Origin of the sequence: Curtobacterium sp. MCLR17_040 (assembly GCF_003234735.1) — a bacterium.
GTDB classification, from domain to species: Bacteria; Actinomycetota; Actinomycetes; order Actinomycetales; family Microbacteriaceae; genus Curtobacterium; species Curtobacterium flaccumfaciens.
Map to the genome: position 1 here is coordinate 32,935 of NZ_QKTE01000023.1, position 25,288 is coordinate 58,222.

The 25,288-nt window shown below is 70.2% G+C and carries 21 protein-coding genes; 20 read left to right on the plus strand and 1 reads right to left on the minus strand.

Translation table 11 applies throughout. The features are described 5' to 3' along the window. Positions 1–4 precede the first annotated feature (4 nt). From rho to prmC, 3 genes are all read left to right on the plus strand, one after another. Positions 5–2,350: a transcription termination factor Rho gene (gene rho, locus DEJ01_RS15765; RefSeq protein ID WP_111093535.1), complete on the plus strand. Its 2,346-nt coding sequence runs from the start codon at positions 5–7 to the stop codon at positions 2,348–2,350. A gap of 3 nt (positions 2,351–2,353) precedes the next feature. Next, positions 2,354–3,436 (plus strand): peptide chain release factor 1, encoded by a 1,083-nt coding sequence (prfA, locus tag DEJ01_RS15770; RefSeq protein WP_017885756.1) that lies wholly within the window; start codon positions 2,354–2,356, stop codon positions 3,434–3,436. A gap of 103 nt (positions 3,437–3,539) precedes the next feature. Beyond that, positions 3,540–4,337 carry a peptide chain release factor N(5)-glutamine methyltransferase gene (prmC, locus tag DEJ01_RS15775; RefSeq protein ID WP_375334823.1) on the plus strand — a complete coding sequence of 266 codons (798 nt, stop codon included), beginning with the start codon at positions 3,540–3,542 and terminating at the stop codon, positions 4,335–4,337. Between the two features lie 323 nt (positions 4,338–4,660). Here the strand turns inward: prmC and DEJ01_RS15780 are convergent, their stop codons facing one another. Further along, entirely contained in the window at positions 4,661–5,314 is a 654-nt protein-coding gene (locus DEJ01_RS15780; protein WP_139196861.1) for an HAD family phosphatase, read from the minus strand. Positions 5,315–5,351: 37 nt separating this feature from the next. On the opposite strand from DEJ01_RS15780, the gene DEJ01_RS15785 reads away from it, so the two are divergent. The 17 genes from DEJ01_RS15785 (at position 5,352) to DEJ01_RS15865 (ending at position 25,284) form a co-directional block, all read left to right on the plus strand. Then, the gene (locus tag DEJ01_RS15785) at positions 5,352–6,026 is read left to right on the plus strand and encodes an L-threonylcarbamoyladenylate synthase (RefSeq protein ID WP_027465784.1); all 675 of its coding nucleotides are present in this window, start codon (positions 5,352–5,354) and stop codon (positions 6,024–6,026) included. Then, positions 6,023–7,249, plus strand: coding sequence for an MraY family glycosyltransferase (locus DEJ01_RS15790; protein ID WP_027465783.1), 1,227 nt, complete (start codon positions 6,023–6,025; stop codon positions 7,247–7,249). The genes DEJ01_RS15785 and DEJ01_RS15790 overlap by 4 nt, the downstream gene beginning before the upstream one ends. Continuing rightward, positions 7,246–7,737: a hypothetical protein gene (locus DEJ01_RS15795; RefSeq protein WP_258375320.1), complete on the plus strand. Its 492-nt coding sequence runs from the start codon at positions 7,246–7,248 to the stop codon at positions 7,735–7,737. The genes DEJ01_RS15790 and DEJ01_RS15795 overlap by 4 nt, the downstream gene beginning before the upstream one ends. Positions 7,738–7,844: 107 nt before the next feature. Further along, a complete protein-coding gene (atpB, locus tag DEJ01_RS15800) occupies positions 7,845–8,705 on the plus strand; it encodes a F0F1 ATP synthase subunit A (RefSeq protein WP_241660362.1) in 861 nt (286 codons plus the stop codon). Positions 8,706–8,766: 61 nt separating this feature from the next. Beyond that, complete coding sequence (gene atpE, locus DEJ01_RS15805; RefSeq protein ID WP_017885749.1) at positions 8,767–9,009, plus strand: ATP synthase F0 subunit C; 243 nt, start codon at positions 8,767–8,769, stop codon at positions 9,007–9,009. 9 nt (positions 9,010–9,018) lie between these two features. Further along, entirely contained in the window at positions 9,019–9,573 is a 555-nt protein-coding gene (locus DEJ01_RS15810; protein ID WP_071404610.1) for a F0F1 ATP synthase subunit B, read from the plus strand. Between the two features lie 2 nt (positions 9,574–9,575). Continuing rightward, complete coding sequence (locus tag DEJ01_RS15815) at positions 9,576–10,370, plus strand: F0F1 ATP synthase subunit delta (protein ID WP_111093536.1); 795 nt, start codon at positions 9,576–9,578, stop codon at positions 10,368–10,370. 108 nt (positions 10,371–10,478) lie between these two features. Then, the gene (gene atpA / locus DEJ01_RS15820; protein WP_027465778.1) at positions 10,479–12,107 is read left to right on the plus strand and encodes a F0F1 ATP synthase subunit alpha; all 1,629 of its coding nucleotides are present in this window, start codon (positions 10,479–10,481) and stop codon (positions 12,105–12,107) included. Then, positions 12,108–13,010 carry a F0F1 ATP synthase subunit gamma gene (locus DEJ01_RS15825; protein WP_110864050.1) on the plus strand — a complete coding sequence of 301 codons (903 nt, stop codon included), beginning with the start codon at positions 12,108–12,110 and terminating at the stop codon, positions 13,008–13,010. A 47-nt stretch (positions 13,011–13,057) separates the two neighbouring features. After that, positions 13,058–14,512 (plus strand): F0F1 ATP synthase subunit beta, encoded by a 1,455-nt coding sequence (gene atpD / locus DEJ01_RS15830; RefSeq protein WP_017885744.1) that lies wholly within the window; start codon positions 13,058–13,060, stop codon positions 14,510–14,512. Between the two features lies 1 nt (position 14,513). After that, the gene (locus DEJ01_RS15835) at positions 14,514–14,777 is read left to right on the plus strand and encodes a F0F1 ATP synthase subunit epsilon (RefSeq protein ID WP_027465776.1); all 264 of its coding nucleotides are present in this window, start codon (positions 14,514–14,516) and stop codon (positions 14,775–14,777) included. A 14-nt stretch (positions 14,778–14,791) separates the two neighbouring features. Further along, positions 14,792–15,544 (plus strand): YaaA family protein, encoded by a 753-nt coding sequence (locus DEJ01_RS15840; RefSeq protein ID WP_258375737.1) that lies wholly within the window; start codon positions 14,792–14,794, stop codon positions 15,542–15,544. Between the two features lie 109 nt (positions 15,545–15,653). Then, positions 15,654–16,211, plus strand: coding sequence for a hypothetical protein (locus DEJ01_RS15845; RefSeq protein WP_027465775.1), 558 nt, complete (start codon positions 15,654–15,656; stop codon positions 16,209–16,211). 25 nt (positions 16,212–16,236) lie between these two features. Then, a complete protein-coding gene (locus tag DEJ01_RS15850; RefSeq protein WP_146247646.1) occupies positions 16,237–17,049 on the plus strand; it encodes an FHA domain-containing protein in 813 nt (270 codons plus the stop codon). Positions 17,050–17,052: 3 nt separating this feature from the next. Then, positions 17,053–17,874: a PP2C family serine/threonine-protein phosphatase gene (locus DEJ01_RS15855; RefSeq protein ID WP_017885739.1), complete on the plus strand. Its 822-nt coding sequence runs from the start codon at positions 17,053–17,055 to the stop codon at positions 17,872–17,874. A gap of 130 nt (positions 17,875–18,004) precedes the next feature. Further along, positions 18,005–19,417, plus strand: a complete 1,413-nt coding sequence (locus DEJ01_RS15860; RefSeq protein WP_111029234.1) for a serine/threonine-protein kinase — start codon at positions 18,005–18,007, stop codon at positions 19,415–19,417. Beyond that, positions 19,414–25,284 (plus strand): Ig-like domain-containing protein, encoded by a 5,871-nt coding sequence (locus tag DEJ01_RS15865; protein WP_111093539.1) that lies wholly within the window; start codon positions 19,414–19,416, stop codon positions 25,282–25,284. Before DEJ01_RS15860 ends, DEJ01_RS15865 begins: the two co-directional genes overlap by 4 nt. The last annotated feature ends 4 nt before the right edge of the window (positions 25,285–25,288 follow it).

Sequence of the window (25,288 nt, forward strand, 5' to 3'; positions counted from 1 at the left end):
GACCTTGACCGACAACAACTCCGCCCAGGTGGAGATCCCCAGCGATCTGCGTGCCCTCCGTCTCCCGGAGCTCCAGCGCATCGCCTCCTCGCTCGGCATCACCGGGCTCTCCAAGCTCCGCAAGGGCGACCTGATCGCCTCCATCGAGGACAAGCGTCCCGTCGACGAGACGCCGGCAGCCCCTGCCGCCGCCGTCGTCGCCGAGACCCCCGCCGAGCCGGCCGCCACCGAGCAGCCGACCCTGCCGGAGCCCGCCGAGACCCCCGCGCAGCCCGCTGCCGAGGCACCCGTCGCCGACCCCGAGGCACCCGCCGAGTCGGCAGCCCCGAGCCGTGCCCGTCGTTCGCGCCGCGCATCGTCCGGTGGCACCGTGAACGCCGCGCCGACCTCGGCCGCCGAGCACACCAACCACGGCCAGACCGGCACCGAGGACCTCCTCGCCGGGCTCGACCAGGTCCGCGCCGAGAAGGACGCCCAGGAAGCCGCGCAGTCCGGCTCCCAGCGCCGTGGCCGTGGCCAGCGGAACGCCGAGCAGCGTGGCACCGAGCAGCGTGGCGCCGACCAGCGCGCAGCCGAGCAGGGCCAGCAGGCGTCGGCACCCGCCGAGGCCGAGCAGCCGAGCCAGGCGGCCCAGCAGGGCCAGCAGGCCCCGACGTCCGCCGTGCAGGCCGACCAGGACCAGAACGAGTCCGGCGACCAGAACGACCAGGGCGACCAGAACTCCGAGCAGGGCGAGGGCGGCTCGCGTCGCGGTCGTCGTAGCCGTGGTCGCGGTCGTGGCCGTGGCCAGAACGCCGAGAACGGCGCCGAGCAGCAGAACGGCGCCGAGCAGCAGAACGGCGGCCAGAACGCCGGCCAGCAGAAGCAGAACGGTGCCGAGCAGCAGAACGGCGGCCAGAACGTCGGCCAGCAGAAGCAGAACGGCGGCGAGCAGCAGAACGGCCAGCAGAACGGCGGCCAGAAGCAGAACGACCAGCCGAAGCAGGCCGAGGCCAAGCAGGACGACAAGGCCGACCAGAAGCAGCAGCAGAACGCCGGTCAGCAGAAGCAGCAGACCAGCGGCCAGCAGAAGCAGCAGCAGCAACAGCACGCCGACGAGGCCGAGAGCGGCCGCAGCCGTCGCCAGCGCGACCGCAAGCGCGGCCGTGGCGGCCAGAACGACGACTTCGAGCCCGAGGTCACCGAGGACGACGTCCTGATCCCGATCGCGGGCATCCTCGACGTCCTCGACAACTACGCGTTCGTCCGCACCACCGGGTACCTGCCGGGCCCGAGCGACGTCTACGTCTCCCTCGGCCAGGTGAAGAAGTACCACCTGCGCAAGGGCGACGCCGTCGTCGGTTCGATCAAGCAGCCGCGTGACGGCGAGCAGCAGAGCCGCCAGAAGTACAACGCGCTCGTCGCCGTCGAGTCGATCAACGGCCAGTCCGCCGACGAGGCCGCGGCCCGCGTCGACTTCAACGACCTCACCCCGCTGTACCCGAACGAGCGCCTGCGCCTCGAGACGGAGCCGGGCAAGCTGTCGACCCGCATCATCGACCTCGTGTCGCCGATCGGCAAGGGTCAGCGCGGTCTCATCGTGTCCCCGCCGAAGGCCGGCAAGACCGTCGTGCTGCAGGCCATCGCGAACGCTGTCGCCAAGAACAACCCCGAGGCGCACCTGATGGTCGTCCTCGTCGACGAGCGGCCCGAAGAGGTCACCGACATGCAGCGCACGGTGAAGGGCGAGGTCATCGCCTCGACCTTCGACCGTCCCGCCGAGGACCACACCACCGTCGCCGAGCTCGCCATCGAGCGTGCGAAGCGCCTGGTGGAGCTGGGCCACGACGTCGTGCTGCTGCTCGACTCGATCACCCGCCTGGGCCGTGCGTACAACCTGTCGACCCCGCCGTCGGGCCGCGTGCTCTCCGGTGGCGTCGACTCGGCGGCGCTCTACCCGCCGAAGCGCTTCTTCGGTGCCGCGCGCAACATCGAGGACGGCGGCTCGCTGACCATCCTCGCGACCGCGCTCGTCGAGACCGGCTCCAAGATGGACGAGGTCATCTTCGAGGAGTTCAAGGGCACCGGCAACATGGAGCTCCGCCTGAACCGTCACCTCGCCGACAAGCGGATCTTCCCCGCCGTCGACGTGAACGCCTCGGGCACCCGTCGCGAGGAGCAGCTGCTCTCCGCCGACGAGGTCAAGATCACCTGGCGTCTGCGCCGGGCCCTCGCCGGGCTCGACCCGCAGCAGGCCCTCGAGATCGTGCTGCGGAACCTCAAGGAGACGCAGTCGAACGTCGAGTTCCTGGTGCAGGTGCAGAAGTCGGTCCCCTCGACCGGCCCCCACCACAACGGCCACCAGGAGTAACGCGTGTTCGAGTCGGTAGCGGGGCTGCTGGCGGAACACGAGGACCTGACACAGCAGCTGTCGGACCCCGCGCTCCACGCCGATGCGGCCCGGGCGAAGAAGGTGAACCGGCGGTACGCCGAGCTCAACCAGATCAAGTCCGCGTACGAGGCCTGGCAGGCGGCGGGGGACGACCTCGCCGCCGCCCAGGAACTCGCCCGTGAAGACGCAGCGTTCGCGGACGAGGTCCCCGGGCTCGAGGAGCAGCTGTCGGAGCGCCAGGAGCGTCTCCGCCGGCTGCTCATCCCGCGCGACCCCGACGACGGCCGTGACGTCATCATGGAGATCAAGGGCGGCGAGGGCGGCGAGGAATCGGCGCTGTTCGCGGCCGACCTCCTGCGCATGTACTCGCACTACGCCGAGACCAAGGGCTGGAAGGTCGAGCTCCTCGAGCGCACCGAGTCCGACCTGGGTGGCTACAAGGACGTCCAGGTCGCGATCAAGTCGAACACGACCGATCCGTCCCAGGGCGTCTGGGCGCACCTGAAGTACGAGGGCGGTGTGCACCGCGTCCAGCGTGTGCCGCAGACCGAGTCGCAGGGGCGCATCCACACCTCGACCACCGGCGTGCTGGTGTTCCCCGAGGTGGACGAGCCCGAAGAGGTCCAGATCAACCAGAACGACCTCAAGATCGACGTCTACCGGTCCTCCGGCCCGGGCGGGCAGTCCGTCAACACGACGGACTCCGCGGTCCGCATCACCCACCTGCCCACGGGCATCACGGTGGCGATGCAGAACGAGAAGTCGCAGCTGCAGAACCGCGAGGCCGGCATGCGCGTGCTCCGCGCACGCATCCTCGCGCGCCAGCAGGAGGAGCTCGACGCGATCGCCTCGGACGCCCGCAAGTCGCAGATCCGCGGGATGGACCGTTCGGAGCGCATCCGCACGTACAACTTCCCGGAGAACCGGATCGCGGACCACCGCACGGGCTACAAGGCGTACGACCTCGACCGTGTGATGAACGGTGCCCTCGAGCCCGTCATCCAGTCCGCCATCCAGGCGGACGAAGAGGCACGTCTGGCCGCCATCGGCGACCAGGACGCGTAAGCGCACACCCAGCCTGGAGGCCCGGATCACCGCCGACACGCCCCTCACGTACGCCGCGGATCGCCTGCTCGAGCAGGCGACCGCGGCGCTCGTCGCCGTCGGCGTGCCGACGCCCCGGGTCGACGCAGAGCTGCTGCTCGCGTGGGCGACCGACACCTCGCGCGGAGCCGTCCAGGCCCGTGCGCTGATCGGCGGCGGCATCGCCCCGGAGCACGTCGAGCGCTTCCGGCACGCCGTCGCCCGCCGTGCCACCCGTGAGCCGCTGCAGCACATCACCGGGCAGGCGTACTTCCGTGCGCTCACCCTGGCCGTCGGGCCGGGCGTGTTCGTGCCCCGTCCGGAGACCGAGGGCGTCGTGCAGTTCGGCATCGACGCGCTGCGGGCGACCGCGGTCCCCGAGCCGATCGCCGTGGACCTGGGCTCCGGCAGCGGTGCGATCGCGATCGCGATGGACACCGAGGTGCCGAACGCCGTGGTCTACGCCGTCGAGCGGTCCGCCGAGGCCCTGCCCTGGACCCGGCGGAACGTCGACGCCCACGGTGGGACGGTCCGGCTCGTCGAGGGCGACCTCGCCGACGCGCTGCCGGAACTCGACGGCACCGTGTCCGTCGTCGTGTCGAACCCGCCGTACGTGCCGGACGACGCGATCCCGATCGACCCCGAGGTCCGCGACCACGACCCGGCGATGGCCCTCTACGGCGGGCCCGACGGCCTCGACGCCGTCCGGGCTCTCGCCGAGACGGCCTGGCGGTTGCTCGTGCCCGGGGGAGTCCTGGTCGTCGAGCACGCCGAGCCGCAGGGGGCCGGAGTCCGGGAGGTCCTGGCGCGCCGGGGGTTCCGCACCCCGGAGACGCACGTCGACCTGACGGGGCGCGACCGCACCACCACCGCGACGCGCTAGCCGGAGCCGAGCCGGGCCTCCAGGCCGGTGCCGCGTGGATCCGGGCGTGCCGGATGGATCCGGGCGTACCTGGTGGGATCGGGCGTACCGGGTCGTCCGGGATGACCAGGTATGCCCGTTCTTGCTTTCCAGCGCAACCGCGATGGGAAGGAACGGGCGTGGCGGGCGTGGGGCGGGCCTCCCGTCGCTCGGCCGTGCTGCGTGTGCCGCGTGGATCCGGGCGTACCTGGTGGGATCGGGCGTACCGGGTCGTTCGGGATGACCAGGTATGCCCGTTCTTGCTTTCCAGCGCGACCGCGATGGGAAGGAACGGGCGTGGCGGGCTACGCGACGGGGGAGGCCTCGCGCTGCTGTGCCGCGACGAAGGCGCGGACGTGCTCGCGCAGGTCGGTGTCGTGCTCGACCAGGACCGCGTGGATGCCGACGCTCCGCGCACCCGCGATGTTCTCGGGCATGTCGTCGGCGAAGAAGGTGCGCTCCGCGGGGACGCCGTGGTGGGCGATCGCGCGCTGGAAGACCTCGGGCTCGGGCTTCCGGGCGCCGAAGTTGCTCGAGGTGTCCAGATGCTCGCCGAAGACCTCGGGCAGGGACGGCGCCCACTCGTGGATCCAGCGGCCGGCGAGCGGACCGTTGTTGGTGAGCAGCCCGACACGCCCGTGCTCGCTCGCGATCCGGACCGCCTCGATGCGTTCCGGCAGCTCGGTCATGGCGGATCCGCGTATCCGGGCCCAGTCGGCCTCGGGGACGTCGCACTCCATCGCGCGCTCGAACGCGGCGAGGTACTCGTCGCCGTCGGCGAACCCACCGGCCTCGGCACGCATCTCGTGACCGCAGTCCCACCATCGGCGACGGAGCTCCTGGAACTCGTGTCCGGTGAACTCGGAGAGTGCGGCCATGCGCACCTGCCAGTCGTACCGGACCAGGACGTCGTCCATGTCGAAGAGGAACAGGAGCGGGGGTGCGGGCGTCTCGTTCACGATGTCCACCATTGTGTCGCACTATCATCGTCGAGTCATGGCATCCCGATACGACTGCACCGACTCCGACGGGCTCCTGACCGGGATGCGGCTCGCACGTGCCGCCCTCGGACGCGGAGAGCTCGTCGTGGTCCCCACCGACACCGTCTACGGCCTCGCCGCGGACGCCTTCAGCGCGACGGCCGTGCAGCGGCTGCTCGATGCGAAGGGCCGCACGCGGCAGTCGCCGCCGCCCGTGCTCATCCCCGGTCCGCCCACGCTCGACGCCCTCGCCAGCGAGGTCCCGCAGCCGGTGCGCGACCTGGTGGCGGAGTTCTGGCCGGGCGGGCTGACCGTCATCCTGCACGCACAGCCGTCGCTCGACTGGGACCTCGGCGAGACGCGCGGCACGGTCGCGCTGCGGATGCCGGACTCGCGGATCGCCCTCGAGCTCCTGCAGGAGGTCGGACCGCTCGCCGTCTCGTCCGCGAACTCCACGGGCGACCCGGCCGCGATGGACGTCGACGCCGCCGAGCGGATGCTCGGTGACAGTGTCGCGATCTACCTGGACGGCGGACCCGTCGAGGTGCACGACGGCTTCGAGGCCAGCACCGGCTCGACGATCGTCGACGCCACCGGGCTGTCGGACGGCGGGAAGCTCCGCATCGTCCGGCACGGGGTGATCCCCGACGAGGAGATCATCCGGGTCGTCGGAGCCGACCTCGTCACATGAAGTACTACCTGCTCGCGGGGGCCATCGCCGCGGTCGTGAGCTTCGTGATGAGCCTGATCGTCTGGAAGCTCGGGCTGAAGTACAAGTGGTACCCGCAGGTCCGCGAGCGGGACGTGCACCGCACCCCGACGCCGCGGCTCGGTGGCATCGCGATGTACATCGGCGTCATCGTCTCGCTGCTCGCGGCCTGGTTCCTGTTCCCGTCGATCGCGGGGACCGACTACTTCCGGCTCGTGTTCTCCGAACCCGGCCGCGTCCTCGCGGTGCTCGGGGGAGCGACCATCATCGTGGTCCTCGGTGTCGCGGACGACATCTGGGACCTCGACTGGATGACGAAGCTCGCCGGGCAGATCATCGCGGCGGGCATCCTCGCCTGGCAGGGCGTCGCGATCGTCTCGCTGCCCATCGGCAACACGCTGGGTGTCGGCTCGTCGTACATGAGCCTGATCTTCACCGTGCTGGCGGTGGTGCTCGTGATGAACGCGGTGAACTTCATCGACGGGCTCGACGGCCTGGTGGCCGGCGTCGCGATCATCGCCGGCGGGGTCTTCTTCCTCTACACGTTCTTCATCAACCGCGTGGTCGTGCAGACCGAGTTCTTCTTCAACCTGCCCTCGCTGCTCACCGCGGTCCTCGTCGGGGCCTGCTTCGGTTTCCTCATCCTGAACTGGCACCCCGCCAAGCTCTTCATGGGCGACGCCGGTGCGCTGCTCGTCGGGTTCCTGATGGCCACGAGCGCGGTCTCGGTCACGGGCAACATCGACCCGGCGGCGGTGCAGACACGCCAGGCGCTGCTGCCGGCGTTCATCCCGATCCTGCTGCCGTTCGCGATCCTGATCGTCCCGATCCTGGACTTCGGTCTCGCGGTCACCCGACGGCTCAGCGCGGGCAAGTCGCCGTTCTCGGCCGACCGGAAGCACCTGCACCACCGCCTGCTCGACATGGGGCACTCGCACTTCCACGCGGTGCTGATCTTCTACGCGTGGACCGCGACCGTCGCCTTCGGGTGCCTGCTGTTCCTCTTCGTGGACTGGTACTGGGTCGTCGTCTTCGTGTCCGTCGGCTTCACCGTCTGCGCCGTCGCGACCTTCGCGCCGCTCGGCCGGAAGCGCACGGAGATCGCCGCCCAGACCGCCAACCGTTCCGCCGCCGTGGTGGACGCCAGCCTCGACCCGCTCGACCGGGCCGCCAACGACCGCACGATCCCTGGAGACATCACGTGACCGTACCGAACGCGCTCGACCACGTCCGGCCGGTGTTCCGCCGCATCATCACGTGGGGAGCGGTCCTCGCCGTCGCCCTGGCGGTGGTCGGCGGGCTCATCGGGTTCCTCGTCGCGGACGGCCCCGGGCTGGTCGGGGGACTGCTCGGCGCCGTGCTGAGCGTCGTGTTCCTCGGGCTCACCGCGGTCAGTGTCCTCGTCGCGCTGCGCGTCTCGAAGGGCCAGATGATCTCCGGCGCCTTCTTCGGCATCGTGATGGGCACCTGGCTGCTCAAGTTCATCGTCTTCATCGTGCTGCTGGTCCTGCTCAAGGACCGTGACTGGGTCGACTTCCCGGTGCTGGCGATCGTGATCATCGCGGGGGTCGTCGGCTCCCTGGTGATCGACGTCGTCGCCGTCGCGAAGGCCCGCACCCCGATCGGCGTCCGGCTGCCGGGCGACGGCCTCGACGACTCCGCGGACGCTGGGAACCCGACCCCCCGCGTCTGAGAAGCCGGGAAGCCTCTCGCACCTGATAGGCTTCTCGAAGTCCGCTACCGGAGCCTTTCGCTCGGGGCGGACGAGCCTCCACAACGTCCACCATCGCGTGCCATGATGTGCGCGCGCCGACACAGGAGACAGCGCTGCTATCCCACGCTCTTCCCCTGTCCCTCTCCGCTGCGGTTGACACCGTCGCGGCGGGGAGCAGCAAGGCCGCCGAGTTCCATGGTCCGTCGATCAACGAGTTCTTCCCGGATGCGATCTTCTTCGCCGGGACGCCGTTCGAGATCGATCGGCTCGTCCTCATCCGTTTCTTCGCCGTCGCCGTGCTCCTGGTGTTCGCGTTCGTGGGTACCCGTGCACTGAAGCTGGTGCCGAACCGCGGTCAGGCGTTCATCGAGTACGCGTTCGACGTCGTCCGTCGTAACACCTTCGACAACCTCGGAGAGAAGGACGGCAAGCGCTTCCTGCCGCTCCTGGCGACGATCTTCTTCGGCGTGCTCTTCATGAACCTGACCGGTCTGGTCCCGTTCATGAACCTCGCGGGCACCAGCCGCATCGCGATGCCGATGATCCTGGCGATCGTCGCGTACCTCGCCTTCATCTACGCCGGCCTCCGCAAGCACCCGGGCACGTTCCTCAAGAACTCGCTCTTCCCGCCCGGGGTGCCGTGGCCGCTGTACATCATCGTGACGCCGATCGAGCTCGTCTCCACCTTCGTGCTCCGTCCCGTCACCCTGACGCTGCGACTCCTGATGAACATGGTCGTGGGGCACCTGCTCCTCGTGCTGTTCTTCTCGGCCACGCAGTTCTTCTTCTTCGACGCTTCGCTCGGCTTCAAGGCCTTCGGCGTCGGGACCATCGCGTTCGGCATCGCGTTCAGCTTCTTCGAGGTCCTCGTCGCGCTGCTGCAGGCCTACGTCTTCATGCTCCTCACCGCCGTCTACATCCAGCTGGCGCTGGCTGACGAGCACTGATTCCTCACTGACCCCCTACGGGACCGGCGACCGTCGGACCCGCACCTCGAAAGGAAAACACGTGGACGCAACGACCGTTCTCGCGGAGATCAACGGCAACATCGCGACGGTTGGCTACGGCCTCGCAGCGATCGGCCCGGCCATCGGTGTCGGCATCGTCGTCGGTAAGACGATCGAGTCCGTCGCTCGCCAGCCCGAGCTCCAGGGCCGCCTGACGACCCTCATGTACATCGGTATCGCCTTCACCGAGGCCCTGGCCTTCATCGGTATCGCCACGTACTTCATCTTCACCGGCACCAACTAAGGCTCCTCGATGCACAACGCACTCATCATCGCGGCGGAGGAGACGCACAACCCGCTGATCCCGCCGTTGTACGACGTCGTCTGGTCGGCGCTTGCCTTCGTCATCATCTTCCTGGTGATGTGGCGTGTCGTCACGCCGCGCATCACGAAGATGCTCGATGAGCGCACCGAGGCCATCGAGGGCGGCATCAAGAAGGCCGAGGCCGCTCAGGAGCAGGCCGCTGCTGCGCTCGACGAGTACAACAAGCAGCTCGCCGACGCACGTGCCGAGGCTTCGCGCATCCGTGAGCAGGCCCGCGCCGACGCCACGGCGATCGGCAACGAGGTCCGCGAGCAGGCGGCCGCCGATGCAGCACGCATCACGGCCAACGCCCAGGCGCAGATCGAGGCCGAGCGCCAGAGCGCCGTCCAGGCACTCCGGTCCGAAGTGGGCACCCTCGCGCTGGACCTCGCGTCCGGTGTGATCGGTGAATCCCTCAAGGACGACGCCAAGTCGACCGCAGTGGTCGACCGCTTCCTCGCCGACCTCGAGGCCTCGCAGGCCACGAAGACGGGGGAGCACTGAGCATGCGCAGCGCTACCAGAGAAGCACTCGCGTCCACCAGGGCGGTGCTGTCGGACCTCGGTCCGAGCGCCGGCCTGGCCGCGGGTGCCGAGATCCTCGCCTCCGGGCGTGCGATCGCCGGTGCGCCGCAGCTGCTCGGGCTGCTGTCCGACCCCACGGCCGACGCGGCCGGCAAGAAGGTCCTCATCGACCGTGTCTTCGCCGGACAGTCGGACGCGACGCGTGCGGTCCTGACCGCGGTGGCCGGCTCGCGCTGGTCCTCGCAGCAGGACCTGCTCGCGGGCATCGAGGACGCGGGCATCCGCGCCGTCGCCGCCACCGCGGGTCCGGACTCGTCGATCGAGTCGGAGCTGTTCGCCTTCGAGACCGCCGTCCGCTCGGACGCCGGCCTCGAGCTGGCGCTCGGCACCAAGCTCGGCAGCCCCCAGCAGAAGGGCGCGCTCGTCGAGCGGCTCCTCGGTGCCAAGGCATCGGAGCAGACGATCACGATCGTGTCGGCCCTGGTGCAGCAGCCCCGCGGCCGCCGCATCGGTGAGATCGTCCGTGATGCCTCGCGCATCGTGGCCGAGCAGGCCGGCAAGCTCGTCGCGACCGTCGTCACGGCGACGCCACTGACCCCCGCCCAGTCGGCCCGCGTCACGCGCGGTCTGTCCGAGCGGTACGGCAAGGACATCAGCATCAACCAGGTCGTCGACCCCGCGGTCGTCGGCGGGGTCCGGGTGCAGATCGGCGGCGACGTCATCGACGGCACCGTGTCCACGCGACTCTCGGAGCTCCGGCTCCAGCTCGCCGGCTAGGCGTACGGTCGAAGCCGCTCCTCCCCAAGTCCACAACGGGAACTGCCGAGTCCGGCAGCGTCACCCTCTCGGAGCCGAAGGGCCCCGGAAAACCACAAGGAAAATCCCATGGCAGACATCACCATCAGCCCCGATGAGATCCGTGATGCCCTGAAGGACTTCGTCTCGAACTACGAGCCGACGAAGGCCTCCACGGCCGAGGTCGGGCACGTCACCGACGCCGGTGACGGCATCGCCCACGTCGAGGGTCTCCCCGGCGTCATGGCGAACGAGCTCATCCGCTTCGCGGACGGCACGCTCGGCCTGGCGCAGAACCTCGACGAAGACGAGATCGGCGCCATCGTGCTCGGCGAGTTCGGCGGCATCGAGGAGGGCATGGAGGTCACCCGCACGGGTGAGGTCCTCTCCGCCCCCGTCGGCGACGCCTTCCTCGGTCGCGTCGTCGACCCGCTCGGCGCCCCGATCGACGGTCTCGGCGAGATCGCCGCAGAGGGCCGTCGTGCCCTCGAGCTCCAGGCTCCCGGCGTCATGGCCCGCAAGTCGGTCCACCAGCCGCTGCAGACCGGCATCAAGGCCATCGACGCGATGATCCCCGTCGGCCGTGGTCAGCGTCAGCTGATCATCGGCGACCGCCAGACCGGCAAGACGGCCATCGCGATCGACACGATCATCAACCAGAAGGCCAACTGGGAGTCCGGCGACGAGGAGAAGCAGGTTCGCTGCATCTACGTCGCCATCGGTCAGAAGGGCTCCACGATCGCCTCCGTCAAGGGTGCGCTCGAGGACGCCGGTGCGATGGAGTACACCACCATCGTCGCCGCTCCGGCCTCCGACCCGGCCGGCTTCAAGTACCTCGCCCCGTACACCGGTTCGGCCATCGGCCAGCACTGGATGTACCAGGGCAAGCACGTCCTCATCATCTTCGATGACCTGTCGAAGCAAGCCGAGGCCTACCGTGCGGTGTCGCTCCTCCTGCGTCGTCCGCCGGGCCGCGAGGCCTACCCGGGTGACGTCTTCTACCTGCACTCCCGTCTGCTGGAGCGTTGCGCGAAGCTGTCCGACGAGCTCGGCGCCGGTTCGATGACGGGTCTCCCGATCATCGAGACCAAGGCGAACGACGTCTCGGCGTACATCCCGACCAACGTCATCTCCATCACCGACGGCCAGATCTTCCTGCAGTCGGACCTCTTCAACGCGAACCAGCGTCCGGCCGTCGACGTGGGCATCTCGGTGTCCCGCGTCGGTGGTGACGCCCAGGTGAAGTCGATCAAGAAGGTCTCCGGCACGCTGAAGCTCGAGCTGGCGCAGTACCGCTCGCTCGAGGCGTTCGCGATGTTCGCGTCCGACCTCGACCAGGCGTCGCGTCGTCAGCTGGAGCGCGGTGCGCGTCTGACCGAGCTCCTCAAGCAGCCGCAGTACTCGCCGTACCCGGTCGAGGAGCAGGTCGTCTCGATCTGGGCCGGCACGAACGGCAAGCTCGACACCGTCCCGGTGCCGGACGTGCTCCGCTTCGAGTCCGAACTGCTCGACCACCTGCGTCGCAACTCCGACGTCCTCACGACGCTGCGCGAGACGAACCAGCTCAGCGACGAGACCGTCGCCGAGATGGACAAGCAGATCGACGAGTTCACGAAGAGCTTCCAGACGAGCGACGGCAAGACCCTCGGCTCCGAGCAGTTCGACGCGGCTGACGCCGAGGACGTCGACCAGGAGCAGATCGTCAAGGGTCGTCGCTAGATGGCAGCGCAGGTCCGGGTCTACCGCCAGCGGATCAAGTCGGCGAAGACCACGAAGAAGGTCACCCGCGCCATGGAGCTGATCTCGGCGTCGCGGATCCAGAAGGCGCAGGCCCGTATGGCTGCGTCCGGTCCGTACTCGCGGGCCGTCACGCGTGCGGTGTCGGCCGTGGCGACGTTCTCGAACGTCGACCACGTGCTGACCACCGAGCCGGAGTCGTCGACCCGTGCAGCCGTCGTGCTCTTCACCTCGGACCGCGGCCTGAACGGCGCGTTCAGCACGAACGTCCTCAAGCAGGGCGAGGAGCTCGCCTCCCTGCTCCGCAGCGAGGGCAAGGACGTCGTATACTACCTGGTCGGCCGCAAGTCCGTCGGGTACTTCGCGTTCCGTGAGCGTCCGTCCGAGCAGCAGTGGGTCGGCAACACCGACCAGCCGGAGTTCTCGACGGCCAAGGAGATCGGCGACGCCGTCGTGGCGAAGTTCCTCCAAGACACCGCTGAGGGCGGCGTGGACGAGATCCACATCGTGTTCAACCGGTTCATCAGCCTGGCGACCCAGGAGCCGCAGGTCGTTCGCCTGCTGCCCCTCGAGGTCGTCGAGGGCATCGACGAGCCCGAGGGCAACGAGCCCCTGCCGCTCTACGAGTTCGAGCCGGACGCCGATGCGGTGCTCGACTCGCTGCTCCCGGTCTACATCGAGAGCCGCATCTTCAACGCCATGCTGCAGTCGGCTGCTTCCGAGCACGCCGCGCGTCAGAAGGCGATGAAGGCGGCCAGCGACAACGCCGACTCGCTGATCCGTGACTTCACCCGACTCGCGAACAACGCGCGTCAGGCGGAGATCACCCAGCAGATCTCCGAGATCGTCGGCGGCGCCGACGCCCTCTCGTCGAAGAAGAAGTAGTCCGCGTCGTTCGCGGACATATACCCACCCTCAGGAAGGCACCAGCCATGACCGACACCGCAACCACCGCGGTCGAGACGTCGTCGGCGCCCGGTGTCGGCCGGATCGCCCGTGTCACGGGCCCCGTCGTCGACATCGAGTTCCCCCACGACGCAATCCCGGAGATGTACAACCTCCTGTTCACGACCATCACCATCGGTGACTCGTCGCAGGAGATCGGCCTCGAGGTCGCGCAGCACCTCGGCGACGACCTCGTCCGTGCCATCTCCCTGAAGCCGACAGACGGCCTGGTCCGTGGCCAGGAGGTCCGTGACTCGGGCGCTCCGATCTCGGTCCCCGTCGGCGACGTCACCAAGGGCAAGGTCTTCGACGTCCTCGGGAACGTGCTCAACACGGACGAGAAGCTCGAGATCACCGAGCGCTGGCCGATCCACCGCAAGGCCCCGGCCTTCGACCAGCTCGAGTCCAAGACCTCGATGTTCGAGACCGGCATCAAGTCCATCGACCTCCTCACCCCGTACGTGCAGGGTGGCAAGATCGGCCTCTTCGGTGGTGCGGGCGTCGGCAAGACCGTCCTCATCCAGGAGATGATCCAGCGCGTCGCGCAGGACCACGGCGGTGTCTCGGTGTTCGCCGGTGTCGGGGAGCGCACCCGTGAGGGCAACGACCTCATCGGTGAGATGGAAGAGGCGGGTGTCTTCGACAAGACGGCCCTCGTGTTCGGCCAGATGGACGAGCCGCCGGGAACGCGTCTCCGCGTGGCCCTGTCGGCGCTGACGATGGCGGAGTACTTCCGCGATGTCCAGAAGCAGGACGTGCTCCTCTTCATCGACAACATCTTCCGCTTCACGCAGGCCGGCTCCGAGGTCTCGACGCTGCTCGGCCGCATGCCGTCCGCCGTGGGTTACCAGCCCAACCTCGCCGACGAGATGGGTGTGCTCCAGGAGCGCATCACCTCGACGCGTGGTCACTCGATCACCTCGCTGCAGGCGATCTACGTGCCGGCTGACGACTACACCGACCCGGCTCCGGCCACCACGTTCGCGCACCTCGACGCGACGACCGAGCTCTCCCGTGAGATCGCATCGCAGGGTCTGTACCCCGCGATCGACCCGCTGGCGTCGACGTCGCGCATCATGGACCCGCGTTACCTGGGTGCCGACCACTACGAGACGGCCACGCGCGTCAAGCAGATCCTCCAGAAGAACAAGGAACTGCAGGAGATCATCGCCATCCTCGGTGTCGACGAGCTCTCCGAAGAGGACAAGATCACGGTCGAGCGCGCTCGTCGTATCCAGCAGTTCCTCTCGCAGAACACCTACATGGCGAAGAAGTTCACGGGTGTCGAGGGCTCCACGGTGCCGCTCAAGGACACCATCGAGTCCTTCCGCGCCATCGCCGACGGCGAGTTCGACCACGTTGCGACCCAGGCGTTCTTCAACGTCGGTGGCATCAACGACGTGGAAGAGAAGTGGGCTCAGATCCAGAAGGAGAACCGCTGACATGGCGGGTCTCAGCGTGAGCGTCGTCTCGGCGGACCGTGAGGTCTGGTCGGGCGACACCACCATGGTCGTCGCACGGACGACAGAGGGCCAGATCGGCATCCTCGCCGGACACGAGCCGATGCTCGCGATCCTGGCGCAGGGTCAGGTCCGCATCACGCGGGCCGATGGGTCGACCGTCGCGGTCGACGCCGAGGACGGCTTCCTGTCGGTCGAGCACGACACGGTGACGATCGTCGCGCGGCAGGCCGCGCTGGCGTCCTGACCGGACTGACCGTCCTGCTCCCGCCTTCGGAGACGAAGCGGGAGGGCGGGGACACGAGGCGCACGCTCGATCTGCGTGCACTCTCGTTCCCGGAACTGGCCGATGAGCGGGCCGCGGTGATCACCGCGGCCCGCTTCGTCAGTTCCGAGGAGTCCTCGGCCAGGACGGCGCTCAAGCTCGGTCCGAAGTCGATCGCCGAGCGGCTCAGGAACCTCGAGCTCGACACCTCGGGCACCATGCCCGCGATCGAGCGGTACACCGGGGTCCTCTACGACCCGTTGGGCGCGCAGGACGCGGATGCTGCGACCCGCGCGTGGTGGGCGGAACACGTGGTCGTGCAGTCCGCGATGTTCGGCCCCATCGGTGCCGGTGACCCGATCCCGGCGTACCGGCTCTCACACGACTCGCGGCTCGGCTCGATCCGGTTGGCCGCGCACTGGCCCGCGGTGTCGACCCGTTCCCTGCTGACCCGTGCGGACGGCCTGGTGCTCGACCTGCGGTCCGAGGGGTACCGGCAGCTCGGTCCCGTGCCCGGAGCGGTGGCACCACGGGTGGTGAGTGTCGACGGCTCCGGTCGTCGTCGTGCGCTGAACCACTGGAACAAGACCGCGAAGGGTCGCCTGGTGGCGCTGCTCGCCCGCACCGGCGCGAGCATCGGCAGCATGGACGACCTGGTCGGTTGGGCGGCCGCGAACGGCGTGCTCGTCGAGCGCAACGAGGGCGGCTGGGACCTGGTCGCCGAGAGCCTGGAGCCCGTCGCCGCCTGAGCGGGTGCCGGGTCGGCTCGTCCTCCACAGGCGTGAGCGGGGTCGCTCCGGTCCACAGATGGTCGGGGCGACCCTGCCTGGAGGCTCCCAGCACGTTTCGATGGCGTGCATGATCCCTCTCACGGCACAGTCCGGCCCCGGCTCCGCAGTCCGTTTCCCTCGCGAGATCGCCGCGGCGGTCACCCTCCCCGCTGCGGCGGCCGCGCTGGTCGCGCCCGGTCGCGCCGACCTGTCGACGGCCGCTGCGACGGCCGTGGTGACCGCGTGCGGCGCACTCGCGCCCCGGATGGCCCTGGTGCCGTTCATCGCGGCGCAGGGCACGCCGGACCCCCGGTCGATCCGGGTGTTCGACCCCTTCGCGGACCCGACACCGCCGGCGCTCCACGGTTTCGGCCCGGCTCCCGATCGGGCCCGCGTGCGGCTCGCCGGTGACCGGTGTGCCGATGCGTGGCGCGTGTGGCGGGCGCAGGACGGCCCGTTCGACGGATCGTCGGGCGCTGCCGGCGCCCTGTCGCTCGGCGCCTGGTGTGCGTGGGCGCTCGGGTCGTGGGCCCGAGCGGAGACGCGTGCCCGGTACGCCCTCGAGACCCGCGCGGACGACCCGCTCGCGGGGCTCGTGCTGCGCTCGGTCGTCGCGGGCAGCGGGCCGTCGTGGGAGCGTCGATGACGTGGGGTCGACCGGATCGTCTACGGTGGGGGAGACCACACTGGGAGGGCTCCGGTTGTACGACGACGACATCGAGGACACCGTCATCCGGCGACCCCGACGATCGCTGGGCGACCGGACGGCGGACGCCGTCGACGACACCGTCATCCGGCGCGCAGGTCCCGTCGTCCCGGGAGCCGGCCCCGACTCCGACCCCGGTTCCGACGACGGGGTCCTCGGTGACACGGTCATCCGGCCCGCGCCCGGGGCAAGCGACCAGCCACCCGCAGCGGTGGACGACGTCGATCCGGAGGACACCGTCGTCCGGGTGCCGGCGCGACCCGGCGCCGGAGCGAGCCCGTTCGTGGGTGCCGCCCCGGGCCTCCCGGCCGTCCCGGCGGTGCCCGCCGCGCCCACTGCACGCGTGCCCTCGATCCGCATCGGCGACCGCACCTTCCGGCTCGACCACCCGGTGGTCATCGGCCGACGGCCGTCGCTGCCGCGGGTCACCCGTGGCCCGCAGCCCGAACTCGTGACCGTGCGGTCGGCGTACGGGCAGGTGTCGTCGTCGCACGTCCGGATGCACGCCGAGGGCGAAGCCGTCGTCGTGCAGGACCTCCGGTCCACCAACGGGACCGTCGTCCGCCCGGCCGGGGCACCCGCCTACCGCATGGCGTCGGGTGCGTCGATCGTCGCGCTGACGGGTACGGTAGTCGAGATCGGTGACGGCAACGCCATCGAGGTCCTCTCGCCGTACCTCCGGGTCGCACCGACGGCAGAGGGGCTGCCTCCGGTTCCCCCGTGGCCCTCCGATCAGACAGCACACGGCACGCCCCGACCCACCAGAGAGCGATCCTGACACGTGACCGAACTCGGCCGAGCAGCCACTGCGCACGCCATCGACGTCCCCGGTGCCGACGGCGCCACCCTGACACTCTCGTGGGGAGCCGCGACCGACGTCGGTCGGCGGCGTGACCACAACGAGGACAGCTACATCGTGGGCGCGCCGTTCTTCGTCGTCGCCGACGGCATGGGCGGACACCTCGCGGGCGACCGTGCCAGTGACGCGGTCGTGCGTCGGCTCGAGCAGGTGACGGCCGAACCGTTCACCACGCGTCAGGGCATCCAGCGTGCGCTGCTCCTCGCGACCGCCGACATCGAGCGTGCAGCCGGCGGCAACGCCATCGGCGCGGGCACCACCGTCACCGGGATCGCGCTCGTGGCCTCGCTCGGGCAGCCCGCGGCGCTCGTGTTCAACGTCGGTGACTCCCGCACCTACCGCATCGAGGACGGCGTGCTCCGCCGCGTCACCGTCGACCACTCGGTGGTGCAGGAGATGGTGGACGCCGGCCTGCTGCGTGCCGAGGACGCCGAGCAGCACCCGGACAGCAACGTCATCACGCGTGCGGTCGGCTTCGGCGAACCGCCGGCACCGGACTGGTGGACCCTGCCCCTGCGGGCCGGTGACCGCTACATCGTCTGCTCCGACGGGCTGACCAAGGAGCTCGGCGACGCCGGCATCGCGCGCATCGCGGCACGCGAGCCCGGCGCGCAGGACCTGGCGGAGCGCCTCGTCGGCGACGCCGTCGTGGCCGGCGGTCGTGACAACGTCACCGTGGTGGTGCTGCAGGTCGATGCCGCACCGGACGACGGCGACCTCGAGGACACGCTGCCGCGCCACTAGCTGGCCCCCGAACTGGGGGAACGCGTCGAGCTGTGGGGGATCGGCGTGCGGAATGTCGGTCACCCACGCTTCGTACAATGACATGGCCACGTCGAGAGAGCTGGCCGCTCGGCCGGGGGAGGAGAGGACCATGGCGAGACGCCTGCCGTCCAACCCGCCCGTGATCGGCGGTTTCAGTCCCGTGCACGTCCTCGGGTCCGGTGGCTTCGCCGACGTCTTCCTCTACGAGCAGGACATGCCCCGACGACAGGTCGCGGTGAAGGTGCTGCTGGACGAGGTCGTCGACGACCGCGTCCGGCAGATGTTCCAGGCCGAGGCCAACCTGATGGCCCGGCTCAGCACGCACCCGTCGATCCTCACCGTCCTGCAGGCCAGCGTCGCCGCTGACGGCCGTCCCTACCTGGTGATGGAGCTCTGCTCCTCGTCCCTCAGTGAGCGCTACCGCCGCGAACCGATCCCCGTGTCCGAGGTGCTGTCGATCGGCATCCGCATCGGGTCGGCGCTCGAGACCGCACACCGTGAGGGCGTGCTGCACCGCGACATCAAGCCGTCGAACATCCTGCTGACGGCCTACGGCAACCCCGTGCTCTCCGACTTCGGTATCGCCGCGACGATCGGGGGTACCGACCCCGACGAGCCGATCGGCATGTCGATCCCGTGGTCCGCGCCCGAGGTCCTGATCGACGAGTCGCGCGGAACGATCCAGTCCGAGGTGTACTCCCTCGCGGCGACCGTGTACTCGCTCCTCGCCGGGCGCAGCCCGTTCGAGATCCGCGGCGGCAAGAACGGTGCGAACGACCTGATGCACCGGATCGACAAGGGCGGCGTGAAGCCCACCGGTCGCACCGACGTGCCGCCCTCGCTGGAGCGCCTGCTCGCCTCGGCGCTGTCCCGCAAGCCGCAGGGCCGCCCCGCCACGGTGATCGAACTCGTCCGGGGGTTCCAGCAGGTCGAGGCCGAACTCGGCATCCCGCAGACGTCCGCCGACGTCGCGGTCGAGGCCTGGGCGATCTCGACGCCGACCCCGCACGGAGAGCGCACCGTGATCCGTGAGCTGCAGCCACCCACCCGGGTCGGCGGACGTCGTCGGACCCGCCGTGCGGTGCAGGGCGGGGTCGTGGCCGGCGGTTCGCACAGCGTCGGCACCGTGCACCGCACCGGGTCCGTGACGCGTGCCCGGCGCCGGACCCGTTCGACCCTGGTCTGGGCGACGTCCCTGGCCGTCGTCGTGGTCGCCGCACTGGCGATCGCCACGGTCGTGGTCGTCGGTCGGCTCGGCGCCGGGGCGATCCCGGTCGTGGCCGAGGTCCGTGCCGAGCCGTCGCCGCAGTCCGTGTCCTTCAGCTGGACCGACCCGGGGCTGCGCAGCGGCGACACGTACGTCATCTCGTCCAACGGGTCGTCGAGCCAGCAGACCGGCACGACGTTCGTCGTCTCCGGTGAACGCGGCGACGAGGAGTGCATCGCCGTCGCCGTGAACCGCGACGGCAAGACGGGTGCCGCGAGCGCGCAGAAGTGCGCGACGATCGGGAGCGCCGGGTGATCCGCGCCCTCCTCGCGAAGCACCGCTCCGCCGCCGTGACGACCGGTGCCTCGGTGCTCGTCGCCGCCGTCGTCGCGACCACCGCCATCGTCTCCACCGGGTACCACACGCAACGCGTCGACCTCGGCGACGGCACGGTCTGGGTGCCCTCGGCCGAGTACGGCGCGGTCGGCCGGGCGAACACCGGCATCCTGCAGCTCAACACCGCCGTCGAGACGGCCAGCGACGACCTGTCCGTGCTGCAGCGCGGCTCCACCGTCTACAGCGTGGACGAGACGAAGGGCACGGTCGCCCGGGTCGACGTCGCCGACGCCACCGTGGGTGATGCGATCACGCTGCCGGCGGGGACGCCGCAGGTCTTCTTCGCGGGCGACACCGCGGTCATCGGCAACGCCGACACGGGCGAGCTCTGGGCGACCCCCGCGAACGATCTCGCCGAGTTCGACGCGTCGGCCAAGGCAGACCTGACCCTGGGCGCCGACACCGTCTTCGACGCCTCCGACGGCCACGTCGCGGTCTACTCCGCGAAGACCGGGACGGCGTCGCTGATCGACGTCGGCACGACACTCACCGTCGCCGAACGGTGGAAGGTCGACATGGACCGCGGCGACGACTTCCAGGTCGCCACGTTCGACGGTCACCTCGCCGTGCTCGACCGGACGAGCGGTGCCCTGTCGGTCGACGGCCGCACCGTCGAACTCGGCGACCGGGTGGGGTCGTCGCCGGCCCTCCAGCGGTCCTCCGACAGCACGGCCCAGGTGACGGTCGCGGGCACGGCGGGCCTGGTCCGCGTCAGCGCCTCCGGCACCGTGGACGCCACCGCGCTCCAGGTGGCCGGACGAGCCGCGCGGCCCTACGTCGACGGCTCCTGCACGTACGCGGCGTGGGCGGGCGGGCAGGCGATCGACACGTGTGACGGCAACGCGCTGCAGCGGCTGGCGAGCACCGGCGGCACGAGCGAACTGCAGATCCTGCACAACGGCGACACCGTCGTCGCCAACGACCCGACGAGCGGCCGTTCCTGGGCGATCGACCGGAGCGGGCAGCTCATCGACAACTGGGCCGACCTGATCAAGCAGGACGACGAGCAGCAGCAGGAGCAGGTCTCCGACGACGACCCCGAGGTCGACAAGGACCAGAAGCCACCGGTGGCGGTGGACGACGAACTGGGCGCTCGTCCGGGACGCACCACGAGCCTCCCGGTCCTGCTGAACGACTACGACCCGAACGGTGACCCGATCATCGTGAGCGAGGTCGGCACCATCTCGAAGTCCGCCGGCCGCGTCGCGATCGTCGGCGACGGTCAACGCCTGCAGGTCACGCTGTCGTCGCGCGCCACCGGGACCGTGACGTTCCCGTACACGATCACCGACGGCAACGGCGGATCGGACACCGCGACCGTCCGGATCAGCGTGCGCCCCGACAGTCAGAACGAGGCGCCGCGGCAGGTCCGTGACACCTCGGCCGACGTCGTCCAGAACGGGCACGTCGTCTCGAACGTCCTCGGCGACTGGGTCGACCCGGACGGCGACCCGGTGTACCTGGAGTCGGCGACCGCGTCGAACGGTGACCGGGTGTCCACCACACCGGACGGCCTGCTCGACTTCCGGAACGACAGCGGCCGGACCGGTGAGCGCTCCGTGCAGCTGGTCGTGAGCGACGGTCGCGCCGACGGTCGGGGTGCCGTGACGGTCCGGGTCGCCAAGCAGGGCACCGTCCCGCTGCGCGCCGATCCGTTCCCGGTGTCCGGGTACGCCGGCAAGGCTTTCACGGTCGAGCCGCTCGACCACGTGCGCGGTGGCAACGGCACCGTGACGCTGACGAGCGTGTCGTCGGCGTCCGGGCTCACCGTCACCCCGAGCTACGACGCCGGGACCTTCCGGGTGCAGGGGGAGCGGGCGGGCGACCACCAGCTCGAGTACACGGTGACCGACGGCGTGAAGACCTCGAGCGGCATCGTCCGGGTGACCGTCCTCGCGCCACCGGACGCCTCGACGGCGCCGATCACCACGCCGAAGACGGTGTTCGTGAACACCCTGTCCACCAAGGACACGGACGTCACCGCGACCGACATCGACCCGGCGGGCGGGGTGCTGCTCGTGACGGCGCTCGACGGACCCCCACGGGGCAGCGGTGTGCAGGCGAGCATCCTCGACCAGCACACGGTCCGTGTCACGCTCACGGCACCCCTCGACGGGCCGGTCTCGTTCGGGTACACGGAGACGAACGGCCTGGCGTCGTCACCCGGCACGATCACGGTCGTCGAGATCCCGAAGCCCGACCGCATCCAGCCCCCGGTCGCCCAGCCGGACAGCGCCACCGTCCGTGTCGGCGACGTCGCGAACATCGACGTGCTCGACAACGACACCCAGCCCGAGGGCGAGCCGTTGACGCTGCAGCCCGAACTGGTGCAGAACGTCCCCGGTGACGGCGGCCTGCTGTTCGTCTCCGGCGACCACCTGCGGTACCTCGCCCCGAAGACGCCGGGCAACTACACCGCCGTCTACCGGGTCGCCGGCCCGGACGGCCAGTACGCCGACGCCGCGGTGTCGATCTCGGTGCGCGAACGCGACGCCGCCACGAACAACCCGCCCGTCCCGCAGACCGTCACCGCGCGCGTCGTCGCCGGGTCGTCGGTGCGTGTCAGCGTGCCGTTGAACGGGATCGACCCGGACGGCGACTCCGTCCAGCTGGTCGGCGTGGGCTCCAACCCCGACAAGGGGTCGGTCTCGGACGTCGCCTCGGACGCCCTGACCTACGAGGCGGGCGACTACTCGGCCGGCACCGACGAGTTCACCTACACCGTCGTCGACGCCCTCGGGGCCCGCGCCACCGGCACCGTACGGGTCGGCATCGCACCCCGCGCCGAGCAGGCCTCGAACCCCGTGGCCGAGGCCGACCACGTCACGATCCGCCCTGGTGGGTCGGTGACGGTGCGCGTCCTGCAGAACGACTCCGACCCGGAAGGCGGGCAGCTGACCGTCGCGCAGGCCGAGCCGACGGCCGAGGACGTCACCGCCAAGGTCCTCCGGAAGCAGCAGATCCGCGTCACGCCTCCGGAGTCGGCGAAGAGCGGTGACTTCGCGGTGCTCTACACCGTCGCGAACAGCAGCGGGGGATCGAGCACGGCCTTCCTCACGGTGACCGTCGACCCCGACGCCCAGCCGCTCCGGCCCGAGGTCGACGACACGACCCTCGACCTGCAGGACATCCTGCACCGGCAGAGCGTGACCGTCGACGTGCTCGACAACGTCTTCTTCGCCGAGGGCACCGCGGCCGACCTCCGAGTCGGGGTCGTCCCCGGCTACGGCGACACGGCGACGCCCACCGACGACGGCCGCATCACCGTCCGGTTGACCGACGACTCGCAGGTGATCCCGTTCTCGGTCGCCCGGGCCGACCACCCGGACATCGTCTCCTACGGCTTCATCAACGTGCCGGGCTTCGACGACGCCCTGCCCCAGATCAACCGCAGCGCCGGTGCGGTCACGGTGAAGAGCGAGGCCACCGTCCGCATCCCGCTGCAGGACTTCGTCGTGACGGCGAACGGCGAGACCGCGAAGATCACCGACCGCGGCACGGTCAAGGCCACCCACGCCAACGGGCAGAGCCTGGTGGTGGACTCCTCGACGCTGCAGTTCACGTCGGCGAAGCTCTACTACGGCAAGGCGTCGATCTCGTTCGAGGTCACCGACGGCTCGTCGGCGAACGGCGGAAAGGGCCGCGTCGCCACGCTCGTGCTCCCGATCACGGTCACGCCCCGGTCGAACCAGCCGCCGGCGTTCACGGGCTCCTCGGTCGAGATGCAGCCGGGCGAGACGCGCAAGATCGACCTGACGAAGCTGACCGACTACCCGTACCCCCGGGACCTGCCCGAGCTCCGGTACTCGATCGTCGGCCGGCCCGCCGCGGGGACGACCGCCTCGATCGCGAAGCAGCAGCTCACGATCTCGGTCGCCGACACCGCGAAGAAGAACACCACCGCGTCGATCGGGATCGGTGTCGCGGACGACGCCAACACCGGTCGCGCCGGCACCGTCACCGTCGGCGTCGTCGCCTCCACCCGTCCCGCGGTTCAGCCCGGTCCCGACCGGTCGGTGACGAAGCGCGGGGCGACCACCACCATCGACGTGCTCACGAACGACCAGCCGACCAACCCGTTCCCGGGTGAGCGGTTGCGCGTCGTGAACATCCGCGGGCTGTCCGGCGGGCTGCCGAGCGGCGTCACCGTCACACCGAGCGGTGACCGCACGCGCCTGCAGGTCTCGGTCGCCGACACCGCGAAGCCCGGCGACGCCCACCTGCAGTACCAGGTGGCGGATGCGACGAACGACCCCGACCGGTACGTCTGGGGCGACGTCACGATCTCGGTGCAGGACGTCCCGGACGCTCCGGGTGCACCCACCCGCACCGGCTCCTACGACGGCGGTCAGGTCACGCTCACGTGGTCGACCCCGCAGGGCAACAACTCGCCCATCACGGGCTACCGGGTCGTCGGGACCAACGGCGTCTCGAAGAACTGCGGGACCGCGACGGTGTGCACACTGACCGGACTCGACCCGAAGGCGTCGTACCGGTTCCAGGTCGTGGCGACCAACGCGATCGGTGACTCGAAGCCCTCGTCCCGCTCGGGTCCGATGAGTGCGGACTTCGTGCCGGCACCGCCGAAGGGCATCACGGTCACGCCCAGCAAGGCGACGCCGAACCAGCTCGACGTCAAGTGGGGCAAGGTGTCCGCGCCGAACAACGGCAGCGCGGTCGACGACTACATCGTCACGATCGAGGGCCCGGGCCTGTCGACCACGCGGCACACCGGTACCGCCACGAACACCTCGTTCACCGGCGCCCAGAGCGCTGCCCAGTACAAGGTCACCGTGTCCGCTCGCAACGACGCCGACCGCAACGGCACCGTCGTGCAGTGGAACTCCGCGTCCGCCACCGGCAGTGCCGTCGGGACACCGGGCAAGCCGACGAACCTCCAGGCGGTCGCCGGGGACCAGGCGGACTCGTCCGGCCGGTCGACGGTGACGGTGAGCTGGAGCGCCGGGGACGCCGCCGGCGGGTCCGGCCTGCGGTACGCCGTGTTCCGATCCGGCAACGTGGACTGTGCTGCTCCGCCCTCGAACTCGCTCGGTAGTTCGAGTCCGACGCGCGACTCTGGCGTCGGCGGTGGCTCGACCCGGTACGCGGTGACCGTGACCAACGGCTACTTCTGCAACGTGGACTACGTCGACGCCGTGACCTACGAGCGGCCGTCCGGCACCGGCAGGCCCTCGGTCGACGTCGTCCCGGCCGGCACGAACCTCTGGAACGTGAGCGTCACCGCCTCGTCGCGGCCAGCACACCACTACCAGCTCGAGGCCGGCGGGCAGCCGATCACGCTGCAGCCGGGCCAGACCTGGACGGGTGTGCCCGGGTCCGGCGCCCGGAACGTCTCGGCACCGTTGACCGTCCGCGCCTGCGGTGGCCCGGGGAGCAGCTTCTGCTCGTCCGATGCGGACTCGTGGACGGGGAACGCCACGGCGCTCGACGCGAACCTCTCGGTGGCGACTGCTCAACAGGGCCAGCCGATCGCCGTGACGGGGCCGAGCGGCAGCGGGATCACGGTGCGGTACACGGCGTACTGGTACGCCAGCGACGACGGCAACGGCTTCCCCACGACGTCGAGCTGGGACGCTGGGGGGACTCCTCCGGAGCCACCCTTCTTCGCCAAGTCCGTCAAGGTGCGCGCGTACGTCACCGCGACCGACGGATCGGGTTCGACCCAGGCGGGTGAAGCAACCGACGCCTTCCCGGTCGCAGCGGCACCCGAACCCGAGCAGCCCGCTCCCGAGCAGCCCGCCCCGGAACCCGCCCCCGGCGGCTGACGCC

Bases quoted from the DNA above. Each gene is read 5' to 3' on its own strand.
- atpD (WP_017885744.1), top strand. From the start codon at position 13,058: ATGACCGACACCGCAACCACCGCGGTCGAGACGTCGTCGGCGCCCGGT.
- DEJ01_RS15845 (WP_027465775.1), top strand. From the start codon at position 15,654: ATGATCCCTCTCACGGCACAGTCCGGCCCCGGCTCCGCAGTCCGTTTC.
- DEJ01_RS15825 (WP_110864050.1), top strand. From the start codon at position 12,108: ATGGCAGCGCAGGTCCGGGTCTACCGCCAGCGGATCAAGTCGGCGAAG.
- DEJ01_RS15815 (WP_111093536.1), top strand. From the start codon at position 9,576: ATGCGCAGCGCTACCAGAGAAGCACTCGCGTCCACCAGGGCGGTGCTG.
- DEJ01_RS15790 (WP_027465783.1), top strand. From the start codon at position 6,023: ATGAAGTACTACCTGCTCGCGGGGGCCATCGCCGCGGTCGTGAGCTTC.
- DEJ01_RS15835 (WP_027465776.1), top strand. From the start codon at position 14,514: ATGGCGGGTCTCAGCGTGAGCGTCGTCTCGGCGGACCGTGAGGTCTGG.
- atpA (WP_027465778.1), top strand. From the start codon at position 10,479: ATGGCAGACATCACCATCAGCCCCGATGAGATCCGTGATGCCCTGAAG.
- DEJ01_RS15810 (WP_071404610.1), top strand. From the start codon at position 9,019: ATGCACAACGCACTCATCATCGCGGCGGAGGAGACGCACAACCCGCTG.
- DEJ01_RS15860 (WP_111029234.1), top strand. From the start codon at position 18,005: ATGGCGAGACGCCTGCCGTCCAACCCGCCCGTGATCGGCGGTTTCAGT.
- DEJ01_RS15785 (WP_027465784.1), top strand. From the start codon at position 5,352: ATGGCATCCCGATACGACTGCACCGACTCCGACGGGCTCCTGACCGGG.